11 protein-coding genes are annotated in these 10,282 nt (G+C 72.4%); 9 read left to right on the forward strand and 2 right to left on the reverse strand.

Annotated features, from left to right (window positions below):
* The 3 genes from ACFTZL_RS33460 to ACFTZL_RS33470 all read left to right on the forward strand — a co-directional run.
* Window positions 1-1,148 (forward strand): alpha/beta fold hydrolase (locus ACFTZL_RS33460; RefSeq protein WP_382590569.1); only part of this gene is annotated, 1,148 nt, incomplete at its 5' end.
* Complete coding sequence (gene tsaE, locus ACFTZL_RS33465) at window positions 1,117-1,635, forward strand: tRNA (adenosine(37)-N6)-threonylcarbamoyltransferase complex ATPase subunit type 1 TsaE (RefSeq protein ID WP_382590573.1); 519 nt, start codon at window positions 1,117-1,119, stop codon at window positions 1,633-1,635. The genes ACFTZL_RS33460 and tsaE, both read left to right, overlap by 32 nt.
* A gap of 159 nt (window positions 1,636-1,794) precedes the next feature.
* Window positions 1,795-1,962, forward strand: a complete 168-nt coding sequence (locus ACFTZL_RS33470) for a hypothetical protein (protein ID WP_382590576.1) — start codon at window positions 1,795-1,797, stop codon at window positions 1,960-1,962.
* A gap of 17 nt (window positions 1,963-1,979) precedes the next feature.
* Here the strand turns inward: ACFTZL_RS33470 and ACFTZL_RS33475 are convergent, their stop codons facing one another.
* On the reverse strand, window positions 1,980-2,534 hold the full coding sequence (locus tag ACFTZL_RS33475; protein WP_382590579.1) for a hypothetical protein: 555 nt from the start codon (window positions 2,532-2,534) through the stop codon (window positions 1,980-1,982).
* 114 nt (window positions 2,535-2,648) lie between these two features.
* Here ACFTZL_RS33475 and tsaB point away from each other — a divergent pair, with 114 nt between their 5' ends.
* From tsaB to ACFTZL_RS33495, 4 genes are read left to right on the forward strand one after another with little or no spacing between them, the layout of a single operon-like run.
* Window positions 2,649-3,302, forward strand: a complete 654-nt coding sequence (gene tsaB, locus ACFTZL_RS33480) for a tRNA (adenosine(37)-N6)-threonylcarbamoyltransferase complex dimerization subunit type 1 TsaB (protein WP_382590582.1) — start codon at window positions 2,649-2,651, stop codon at window positions 3,300-3,302.
* 11 nt (window positions 3,303-3,313) lie between these two features.
* Window positions 3,314-3,805 carry a ribosomal protein S18-alanine N-acetyltransferase gene (gene rimI, locus ACFTZL_RS33485; protein WP_382590600.1) on the forward strand — a complete coding sequence of 164 codons (492 nt, stop codon included), beginning with the start codon at window positions 3,314-3,316 and terminating at the stop codon, window positions 3,803-3,805.
* Window positions 3,798-4,919 carry a tRNA (adenosine(37)-N6)-threonylcarbamoyltransferase complex transferase subunit TsaD gene (gene tsaD / locus ACFTZL_RS33490; protein ID WP_382590585.1) on the forward strand — a complete coding sequence of 374 codons (1,122 nt, stop codon included), beginning with the start codon at window positions 3,798-3,800 and terminating at the stop codon, window positions 4,917-4,919. Before rimI ends, tsaD begins: the two co-directional genes overlap by 8 nt.
* A complete protein-coding gene (locus ACFTZL_RS33495) occupies window positions 4,916-5,173 on the forward strand; it encodes a hypothetical protein (RefSeq protein WP_382590588.1) in 258 nt (85 codons plus the stop codon). The genes tsaD and ACFTZL_RS33495 overlap by 4 nt, the downstream gene beginning before the upstream one ends.
* A 9-nt stretch (window positions 5,174-5,182) precedes the next feature.
* On the opposite strand, the gene ACFTZL_RS33500 is transcribed toward ACFTZL_RS33495, so the two are convergent.
* Window positions 5,183-7,489 (reverse strand): glycoside hydrolase family 3 N-terminal domain-containing protein, encoded by a 2,307-nt coding sequence (locus ACFTZL_RS33500; RefSeq protein ID WP_382590591.1) that lies wholly within the window; start codon window positions 7,487-7,489, stop codon window positions 5,183-5,185.
* Between the two features lie 163 nt (window positions 7,490-7,652).
* On the opposite strand from ACFTZL_RS33500, the gene ACFTZL_RS33505 reads away from it, so the two are divergent.
* Together ACFTZL_RS33505 and ACFTZL_RS33510 are read left to right on the forward strand one after the other, a co-directional pair.
* On the forward strand, window positions 7,653-8,720 hold the full coding sequence (locus tag ACFTZL_RS33505; protein ID WP_382590594.1) for a LacI family DNA-binding transcriptional regulator: 1,068 nt from the start codon (window positions 7,653-7,655) through the stop codon (window positions 8,718-8,720).
* A gap of 81 nt (window positions 8,721-8,801) precedes the next feature.
* Window positions 8,802-10,151 carry an endo-1,4-beta-xylanase gene (locus tag ACFTZL_RS33510; protein ID WP_382590597.1) on the forward strand — a complete coding sequence of 450 codons (1,350 nt, stop codon included), beginning with the start codon at window positions 8,802-8,804 and terminating at the stop codon, window positions 10,149-10,151.
* The last annotated feature ends 131 nt before the right edge of the window (window positions 10,152-10,282 follow it).

Genomic DNA, 10,282 nt, shown 5'->3' on the forward strand with positions numbered 1-10,282 from the left:
CGTTAGGCGTGGTGGCCGCGGGCGCGGCCGCCGGTGTCGCCCTGGAGCGGATGACGGTCGGCCGGGGCATGCGCCAGAAGGCCCGGCTCGCCCTGGACTCGGCGGGACCGTACGGCTCGCTGCGCGGCACCCCCGGCAAGGCGTTCGCCGACGACGGTACGGAGCTGTACTACGAGGTCGACGACATCGACCCCGAGGCCGCCCCCGCCGCCATCGGCCCACGCCGTCGGCGGCTCTTCGGCCGCAAGGCCCCCGCCCCCGTCACGGTCGTCTTCAGCCACGGCTACTGCCTCAACCAGGACTCCTGGCACTTCCAGCGGGCGGCGCTCAGAGGCGTCGTCCGGACCGTGCACTGGGACCAGCGCAGCCATGGCAGGTCCGGGCGGGGCATGGCCCAGACGCGGGACGACGAGCCGATCACCATCGAGCAGCTCGGCGGTGACCTGAAGGCCGTCATCGACGCCGCCGCCCCCGAAGGGCCGATCGTGCTGGTCGGCCACTCGATGGGCGGTATGACGGTGATGGCGCTGGCCGACCGGTACCCCGAGCTGATCAGCGAGCGGGTCGTCGGGGTCGCCTTCGTGGGGACGTCGTCGGGGCGGCTCGGTGAGGTCAACTACGGGCTTCCGGTCGCCGGCGTCAACGCGGTACGGCGGGTGCTGCCCGGCGTGCTGAAGGCGCTGGGGCAGCGGGCCGACCTGGTGGAGAAGGGGCGCCGGGCCACCGCGGACCTGTTCGCCGGGATCATCAAGCGGTACTCCTTCGCGTCCCGGGACGTCGATCCGGCCGTCGCCCGGTTCGCCGAGCGGATGATCGAGAGCACGCCGATCGACGTGGTCGCCGAGTACTACCCGGCGTTCAACGACCACGACAAGACCGAGGCGCTCGGGTGCTTCGCCGACATGCCGGTTCTCGTCCTGGCCGGGGTGCAGGATCTGGTCACGCCCAGTGAGCACAGCGAGGCGATCGCCGATCTGCTGCCGGACGCCGAGCTGGTGCTGGTGCCGGACGCGGGGCATCTGGTGATGCTGGAACACCCGGAAGTGGTCACCGACCGCCTCGCCGACCTGCTCACCCGCACGGGTGCCGTGCCCGCAGGGGCTACCGTGAAGGGCTATGGAAGCACCAGCACCGCACAGCCCGGCTGAGCCCGGATCCGTCCAGATCGTCGTCACGTCCCCCGAGCAGATGCGGGAGCTGGGCCGCCGGCTCGCGAAGCTGCTCCGCGCGGGTGACCTGGTGATGCTCAGCGGGGAGCTCGGGGCGGGCAAGACGACGCTGACCCGTGGGCTGGGGGAGGGGCTCGGCGTGCGCGGGGCCGTCACCTCGCCGACCTTCGTGATCGCCCGGGTGCATCCCTCGCTGGGCGACGGGCCGCCGCTGGTCCATGTCGACGCCTACCGGCTCTCCGGCGGTCTCGACGAGATGGAGGACCTCGACCTCGATGTCTTGCTGCCCGAGTCCGTGATGGTCGTGGAGTGGGGCGAGGGCAAGGTCGAGGAGCTGACCGAGGACCGGCTCCGGGTCGTCATCCACCGCGCGGCGGGCGACACGACCGACGAGGTCCGGCAGATGACGATCACCGGTGTGGGCGAACGCTGGGCGACGGCGGACCTGAGCGTGCTCGCCGCGTGAGTTCCTGAGCCGCGTACGTCGCGGTGTGCGGTCTTTTGATGAACGTTCCGACAAGACGTCGGCAAGATGTTGCGTTCGGTGTCTTGTGCGTGGTCACATGGTATCCAGTCCGTGGTTAGGTGAACCTAACTTCGTTGCCCCGGCCTTCGGGAGGCGTCCATGTCGGCTACAGAGAGCAAGGGGCAGCCGCAGCCGTTCGCGGTCGCCGGGGTGTCCATGCGTGACCTGCTGGCGGCCGGCGAGGCGGCGGCCCTGATCTCCACGCCCCCGCGCGCTCCCGAGCCGGAGTTCACGGAGCGGGGCAGGGAGCACCGCGAAGCGGCCTAGGCCCTACGGACGGATCCCTAGCGGACCACGACGACCCGGCGGCCGATCGTCGCGAACGTCCACATCGCGTCGCCGTTCACACGTGACTCGCGGATGCCGCCCGTGCGGACCTTCGGGTCGGGCGTGGCGGTCGAGCCGGGCACGGCCGCGCTGAAGCCGATGACCACGCCGTCCACGCTGGTGAAGCGCACGACGTGCTCGACGGGGATGCCGTCGGAGCCGGTGATCGCGTTCGAGCGGGAGGTCACCGAGTAGCTGCCCGGGGCCGGATCCACCGCGCTCGGGTCGACGTCGAACGTGCGTGTGACCACCTCGTCCGTGCCGACCAGCCACACCCGGTCGCCGCCCAGGGAGTACACGACCCGGGCGCCCTGGCCGGAGCCGCCGGGCAGCGCGGAAGGGTCCTTCTTGGTCCGGGGCGCTTTCGAGGCGCCGGCCTTCGGCGAGGCGCCCGCCTGCGGCCTGCCCGGACCGGCCGGGGCGGTCGCCGACGCCTGGTAGGCCAGGTAGCCGACCGTCGCGAGCGCCGCGGCGGTGAGCCCGGCCACGATTCCCGAGCTGCTGACTGCCACCGGCGGCCACCTCCGCGTCGTACGTCCCTGCCGTGACGGTAGGTGACGGTAGCAGCAGGTGACGGCCCGGCAGGTGCGGCCGTGCCGGGGCTCGCGGAGCCGTAGGCTGTTTGCGTGCTCTTGCTCGCTCTGGATACCGCCACACCCGCCGTCACCGTCGCGCTGCACGACGGCCGCGACGTCATCGCCTCGTCGAGTCAGGTGGACGCGCGGCGGCACGGGGAACTGTTGCTGCCGGCGATCGACCGGGTGCTCGCCGAGGCCGGTCTGAAACTGGACGCCGTCACCGGGATCGTCGCCGGCATCGGTCCGGGCCCGTACACCGGGCTGCGCGTCGGGCTGATGACCGCCGAGACCTTCGGGCTGGCGCTCGGCGTCCCCGTGCACGGAGTGTGCACGCTGGACGGCCTCGCCTTCGCCGCCGACCTCGGGGGCCCGTTCGTCGTGGCGACCGACGCCCGCCGCAAGGAGGTGTACTGGGCGCGCTACGCCGACTCCCGCACCCGCCTCACCGACCCGGCCGTCGACCGGCCCGCCGACATCGCCGAGCAGGTCAAGGGCCTGCCCGCGGTCGGCGCGGGCGCGCTGCTCTACCCGGAAACCTTCCCCAAGGCGCACGAGCCGGAGCACGTTTCGGCCGCCGCCCTCGCCCGGCTGGCCGCCGAGAAGTTGGCGGCGGGCGAGGAGTTCGCCGCGCCCCGGCCGCTGTATCTGCGCCGCCCGGATGCCCAGGTCCCCAAGAACTACAAGGTGGTCACCCCCAAGTGACCGAACCCGTGATGTGTGCGATGCGCGAGATGCGCTGGTGGGACATCGACCCCGTGCTGGAACTGGAGCGGGACCTGTTTCCCGAGGACGCCTGGTCGCGTGGCATGTTCTGGTCCGAACTGGCCCACTCGCGCGGGCCGGAGGCGACCCGGCGGTACGTGGTCGCCGAGGCCGGCGGGCGGATCACCGGGTACGCCGGACTGGTCGCCACCGGTGAGCAGGGCGACGTCCAGACCATCGCCGTCGCCCGGGATCTGTGGGGCACCGGCCTCGGCGGGCTGCTGCTGACCGAGCTGCTGCGCGCGGCGACCGCCTTCGAGTGCGCCGAGGTGCTGCTGGAGTGCCGCGTCGACAACGTCCGCGCGCAGAAGCTCTACGAGCGCTTCGGCTTCGAGGCCATCGGGTTCCGGCGCGGCTACTACCAGCCCGGGAACGTGGACGCCCTGGTGATGCGACTCACCGACCCTTCAACTTCCGTACAAGGAACCGAGATCAATGGCTGACGAACCGCTCGTCCTCGGCATCGAGACCTCCTGCGACGAGACCGGCGTCGGCATCGTCCGCGGCACCACCCTGCTGTCCGACGCCATCGCCTCCAGCGTCGACGAGCACGCCCGCTTCGGCGGCGTCGTCCCGGAGGTCGCGAGCCGTGCCCACCTGGAGGCGATGGTCCCCACCATCGACCGCGCGCTGAAGGAGGCGGGGGTCAGCGCCCGCGACCTCGACGGCATCGCCGTCACGGCCGGTCCCGGCCTCGCCGGTGCCCTGCTGGTCGGCGTCTCGGCCGCGAAGGCCTACGCGTACGCGCTCGGCAAGCCCCTGTACGGCGTCAACCACCTCGCCTCGCACATCTGCGTGGACCAGTTGGAGCACGGCCCGCTGCCCGAGCCGACCATGGCACTGCTGGTCTCCGGCGGCCACTCCTCGCTGCTGCTGTCCTCGGACATCACCTCCGACGTCCGCCCGATGGGCGCGACCATCGACGACGCGGCAGGCGAGGCCTTCGACAAGATCGCGCGCGTGCTGAACCTGGGCTTCCCGGGCGGCCCGGTCATCGACCGGTACGCGCGGGAGGGCGACCCGAACGCGATCGCGTTCCCGCGCGGCCTGACCGGCCCGCGCGATCCGGCCTACGACTTCTCCTTCTCGGGGCTGAAGACGGCCGTGGCCCGCTGGATCGAGGCCAAGCGGGCGGTCGGGGAGGAGGTCCCGGTGCGGGACGTGTCGGCCTCCTTCCAGGAGGCGGTCGTGGACGTGCTCACCCGCAAGGCCGTCCGGGCCTGCAAGGACGAGGGCGTCGACCACCTGATGATCGGCGGCGGCGTGGCCGCCAACTCCCGGCTGCGCGCCCTGGCCCAGGAGCGCTGCGAGGCGGCCGGGATCCGGCTGCGGGTGCCGCGGCCCAAGCTGTGCACGGACAACGGGGCGATGGTCGCCGCGCTCGGCGCCGAGATGGTGGCCCGGAACCGGGCCGCGTCGAGCTGGGACCTGCCGGCCGACTCCTCGCTGCCGGTGACGGAGCCTCATGTGCCGGGCAATCACGAGGGCAGCCGGCACGACCACCACCACGGCCACGACCATGTGCACGAGGTCAGCAAGGAGAACCTCTACCCGTGACGGTCGCCCTGATGTGGGAGGCGCGGGCCGTGCCCGGGCGCGGCGAGGAGCTGCTGGCCTGGGCACGCGCCCAGGAGCTGCCCCGCGAGCCGCTGCGCCGGGAGACCCTGCGTGCTCCCCAGGACCGGGTCCTCGTCCTCACCTGGTGGGACGCCCCGTACGACGCCGAGCTGCCGGAACTGCCGGAGCCTGACGGGGAGTTGGTGAGCCGGGCGGTGCACCGGTGGCGGTTCGAGTCGCTGGGCGAGGGCTGAGCGGGCCGGTCATTCCACGCCGCCGACCTCCGTCTCGCAGCGCAGCCGCCGGTCGGTGCCGAGCACCCGGACCGGGCCCGTCAGGGTGAGGTGCGCGGTGTGCCGTACGTCCGCGCTCGATGCCGCCAGTCTCAGTTCCAGGTCGCCCGGCTCGACCACCCGCCGGCCCGCGCGGTCGGTGAAGGACGACAGGTCCGCGTGGAAGCGGAACGTCACCCGGGCCGCCTCGCCCGGGGCCGCCGTCACCCGCTGGTAGCCGATCAGCCGCATGTCGGGGCGGGTCACGGACGCCACCGGGTCGTGCAGATACAGCTGCACCACCTCCGCGCCCTCGCGCTCGCCCGTGTTGCGGACGGTCACCGACACGTCGTACGAGCCGTCCGTGCCGATCTCGGCCGGTTCGAGGGCGCTGCTCTCCCAGGCGAACGTCGTGTATGAGCGGCCGTGGCCGAAGGCGTACAGCGGGGTGGGGTCGAGGTTGCTGACCTCGCCCGCGAGGCCGAGCGGCGGCTGGAGATACGTCCAGGGCTGGCCGCCGGGGACCTGCGGGACACTGACGGGGAGACGGCCCGACGGGTTCACGCGGCCCGACAGGACGCCCGCGACCGCCGGGCCGCCCTCCTCCCCAGGGAAGAAGGCCTGGACGACGGCTCCCAGGCGTCCGTGCCAGCGGCCGAGCGCGTACGGCCGGCCCGTCAGCAGGACCAGGACCACGGGCACGCCGGTGGCGATCAGCGCGTCCAGCAACTCGCCCTGGGCGCCCGGCAGGCCGAGGTCCGTCGCGTCGCAGCCCTCGCCCGAGGTACCCCGGCCGAACAGGCCCGCCCGGTCGCCGAGGACCGCCACGCACACGTCCGCCTCGGCGGTGCGGGCGATGGCCTCCTCGAAGCCCGCGGTGTCCGGGCCGGTCACATCGCACCCTTGCGCGAACGTCACCTTGGCGTCGGGAAGTTCGGTGCGCAGGGCGTCCAGGACGGTCGGGATCTCGATGCCGGTCGGCACATCGGGGTGGTGGGTGAGGACGTGGGACGGGAAGGAGTAGCAGCCCAGCATGGCCAGGGCGTCGGCGGCCCGGGGGCCGATCACCGCGATCCGGGTGTCGGGGGCCAGCGGGAGCAGGCCGTCGGGGTTGTCGAGCAGGACCACCGACTCCTCGGCCAGGCGGCGGGCCAGGATGCGGTTGCCCGTGGAGTCCAGGTTCACCGCGGCGGCCGGCTCGGGGGTCCAGTCCTCGTCCAGCAGGCCCAGTTCGCACTTCTGGAGCAGGACGCGGCGGGCCGCGCGGTCCACGAGTTCCTCGGGCACCTGGCCCGACCGGACGGCGGCCGAAAGCGGATCGCCGTAGCACTTGAGGGTGGGCAGCTCGACGTCGATGCCGGCTTCGAGGGCCGCGTGGGCCGCCTCGGCCGGGGTGCCGGCGACGCGGTGCAGGGTCTGGAGGAAGCCGATGCCGAAGTAGTCGGCGACGACCGTGCCGGTGAAGCCCCACTCCTCGCGCAGGAGCCCGGTCAGCAGCTCGGCGTCCGCCGAGGCCGGGACGCCGTCCCGCTCGGTGTACGCGGCCATCACCGAGCGCGCCCCGCCCTCGCGCAGCGCCATCTCGAAAGGCGGGAGCGTGATGTCGGCGAACTCGCGGACACCGGCCCGTACCGGTGCCAGATTGCGGGCGCCCGCCGAGGAGGCGTACCCGGCGAAGTGCTTGAGCGTGGCGACGACCCCGGCCGACTCCAGGCCCCGCACATAGGCCGAGCCGACCGTGCCGACCAGATACGGATCCTCGCCGATCGTCTCCTCCACCCGGCCCCAGCGCGGATCGCGTACGACGTCCAGCACGGGCGCGAGGCCCTGGTGGACGCCGGCCGAGCGCAGGTCGTCGCCGATCCGGCGGGCCATCTCCTCGACCACCGGGGGATCCCAGGTCGCGCCCCAGGCCAGCGGGACCGGATAGGCCGTGGCCTGCCAGGCGGTGAAGCCGGCCAGGCACTCCTCGTGCGCGATCGCCGGGATGCCGAAGCGGCCGGCCTCGGTGATACGGCGCTGGGCGCGGGCCAGGGCGCGCGCGCCGAGCGCCGGGTCCACGGGGGCGGTGCCGAAGGAGCGGGTGAGCTGGCCCAGGCCGCGCGTGATCAGCTCGTTCCAGTCGTGGTCCACGGTCATGTCGTGCTGATGCGGAGCGACTCCGTCGCCGTCCGTCGAGGCGCCCACCCACACGCCGTAGAGCTGGGCGGTCTTCTCCTCCAGGGTCATCCGGGAGAGCAGGTCGTCGACGCGGGCGGCGGCGGGCAGCGCGGGGTCACGCCAGGGCACGGTGGTCATGAAGCTCCTGTCGGGTGGACGGACGGCCCTCTCACGAACGGTGCTGACGAGCGTTTCTCGCGAACGTATCTACGAATGTTTCGCTAAGTATTCCGAATGTTCCGGGAACCTATGGCGCCGCGAGGACTTCGTCAAGGGGGCCCGCAGGGTTACGATCGCCGCCATGACTTCCCCGGAGCCCGTTGAAAGCCGGACGCAAACCCGGACGCAGGGGCGCACCGCGCAGACCGCGACGCTCGCCGAGATCGCCCGCGAGGCCGGCGTGTCGGCGCCGACTGTTTCGAAGGTCCTGAACGGCCGCGCCGATGTCGCCCCGGCCACCCGGGCCCGCGTCGAGGACCTGCTGCGCGCCCACGGCTACCGGCGCCGCCGCGCCGAGGCGACCCGCTCGCCCCTGATCGACCTGGTCTTCCACGAGCTGGAGAGCGCCTGGGCGATGGAGGTCATCCGGGGCGTGGAGAACGTGGCCCGGGACGCCGGGCTGAGCGTGGTGCTGTCGGAGAGCGCCGGGCGCCTCACCCCCGGGCGGACCTGGGCCGACCAGGTCGCCGCGCGCCGCCCGCACGGCGTCGTCCTCGTGCTGTCCGGGCTCGACGCCTCGCAGCGGGCGCTGCTGACCAGCCGCTCCATCCCGTTCGTGGTGATGGACCCGGCCGGCGACCCGGGCGCCGACGTGCCGTCGATCGGCGCGACCAACTGGCAGGGCGGTCTCGCGGCCACCCGGCACCTGGTCGAGCTGGGGCACCGCAGGATCGGCGCGATCACCGGGCCCTCGCAGATGATGTGCAGCCGCGCCCGGGTCGACGGCTACCGGGCCGCACTGGAGACGGCCGGGCTGCCGGTCGACCCCGGGCTGATCGCGGACGGCGACTTCCATCACGAGGCCGGCTACCGGCGGGGCCTGGAGCTGCTGCGCCGCCCGGACCGGCCGACCGCCGTCTTCGCCGGGAACGACCTCCAGGCGCTCGGGCTGTACGAGGCCGCGCGCGAACTGGGGCTGCGCATCCCCGAGGACCTGAGCGTCGTCGGGTTCGACGACCTGCCGGTGGCGCCCCTGGTCGGGCCGCCGCTGACGACCGTACGGCAGCCGCTGACGGAGATGGCCGAGGCGGCGGCCAAGCTGGTCCTGGACCTCGGCCGCGAGGAGGGCACCCCGGCGGCGACCCGGGTCGAGCTGGCGACGAGCCTGGTGGTGCGCAGCAGCACGGTGGCGCCCCTGGCCGGAAGTTGACGTATTGACGGGTGGGGCGGGCGTCTCCACACTCCTCCGAAGCCAATCGGTTGCACCACCGAAACTTTCGGAGGCACCGCAATGAGATCGCTGAGATCGGGCTTCTTCGCATCCCTGGCCGGCGCCGTGACGGCCGGTTCCCTGCTGGTCGCGGCCCCCGCGGCACACGCCGCCGACACCCCGCTGCGCGAACTCGCCGCCGCCAAGGGCAAGGTCATCGGCACGGCGGTCACCGGCTCCAAGCTCACCGGCACCTACGGCGACATCAGCGGACGCGAGTTCAACTCGCTCACCCCCGGCAATGCCATGAAGTGGGGTTCCGTCGAGCCGAGCCGGGGCGGCTACAACTGGGCCGAGGCCGACCGGATCGTCGACTTCGCCGAGGCCCACGGCCAGCAGGTGCGCGGCCACACCCTGGTCTGGCACCAGCAGAACCCGGGCTGGCTGACGAACGGCAACTGGACCCGGGACCAGCTCAGCGCGATCGTCCAGGACCACATCGCCACCGAGGTCGGCCGCTACAAGGGCAGACTCGCCGCCTGGGACGTGGTGAACGAACCGTTCAACGAGGACGGCACCTACCGCCCGACCCTCTTCCACACCACCCTCGGCCAGGACTACATCGCGCAGGCCCTGACCTGGGCCCGGGCCGCCGACCCGAGCACCGAGCTGTACGTCAACGACTACAACGTGGAGGGCGTCAACGCGAAGAGCACCGCCCTGTACAACCTGGTCAAGTCGTTGAAGGAACGCGGGGTTCCGATCGACGGGGTCGGGCTGCAGGCCCATCTCATCGTCGGCCAGGTGCCCTCGACGCTCCAGCAGAACATCCAGCGCTTCGCCGACCTGGGCGTCGACGTGGCGATCACGGAGCTGGACATCCGGATGCAGCTACCGGCGACCGAGGCGAAGCTGACCCAGCAGGCCGCCGACTACAAGGCGGTGATGAACGCCTGCGTGGCGGTCGCGCGCTGCGTCGGCGCCACCGTCTGGGGCTTCACCGACTCCGACTCCTGGATCCCGGACACCTTCCCCGGCCAGGGCGCCGCGACGCCGTACGACGAGAACTACAGCCCGAAACCGGCGTACCACGCCCTCGCCCAGGCGCTCGGCGGCACGACGACCCCGCCCCCGACCGGTGCCTGCACGGCGGCGTACAGCGTCACCAGCCAGTGGAGCACGGGCTATACGGGACAGGTGCGGATCGCGTGCTCGGGGGCCGCGCTGTCGTCGTGGAAGGCGAACTGGACGTTCGCCGCCGGGCAGCGGATCACGCAGGCCTGGAACGCGAGTTGCACGCAGTCGGGGACGGCGGTCAGTTGCGTGAACGCCTCGTACAACGGGTCGGTGCCGGACGGCGGTTCGGTGACGTTCGGGTTCAACGGCTCGTGGAGCGGGAGCAATCCGGTGCCGGTGGTGACACTGGGGTGAGAACGGGCGACCGTCCGGCCCACGAAGTCTGAGAATTTCCGAAGAAAAGGCGCGTCGAGGTCCCTGCCCGCATTTATTCGGACTTATGTTCCTGCCGTGACGGGACACGATTCGTATGGTGTAGATATCTG

The sequence above is a fragment of the Streptomyces sp. NPDC056948 genome (genome assembly GCF_042674225.1).
Classification (GTDB): Bacteria; Actinomycetota; Actinomycetes; order Streptomycetales; family Streptomycetaceae; genus Streptomyces; species Streptomyces purpurascens.

What these genes read in the sequence shown, in the direction of transcription:
- tsaE (WP_382590573.1), top strand. Translation starts at nt 1,117, where the DNA reads ATGGAAGCACCAGCACCGCACAGCCCGGCTGAGCCCGGATCCGTCCAG.
- tsaD (WP_382590585.1), top strand. Translation starts at nt 3,798, where the DNA reads ATGGCTGACGAACCGCTCGTCCTCGGCATCGAGACCTCCTGCGACGAG.
- ACFTZL_RS33500 (WP_382590591.1), bottom strand. Translation starts at nt 7,489, where the DNA reads ATGACCACCGTGCCCTGGCGTGACCCCGCGCTGCCCGCCGCCGCCCGC.
- rimI (WP_382590600.1), top strand. Translation starts at nt 3,314, where the DNA reads ATGTGTGCGATGCGCGAGATGCGCTGGTGGGACATCGACCCCGTGCTG.
- ACFTZL_RS33510 (WP_382590597.1), top strand. Translation starts at nt 8,802, where the DNA reads ATGAGATCGCTGAGATCGGGCTTCTTCGCATCCCTGGCCGGCGCCGTG.
- ACFTZL_RS33470 (WP_382590576.1), top strand. Translation starts at nt 1,795, where the DNA reads ATGTCGGCTACAGAGAGCAAGGGGCAGCCGCAGCCGTTCGCGGTCGCC.
- ACFTZL_RS33505 (WP_382590594.1), top strand. Translation starts at nt 7,653, where the DNA reads ATGACTTCCCCGGAGCCCGTTGAAAGCCGGACGCAAACCCGGACGCAG.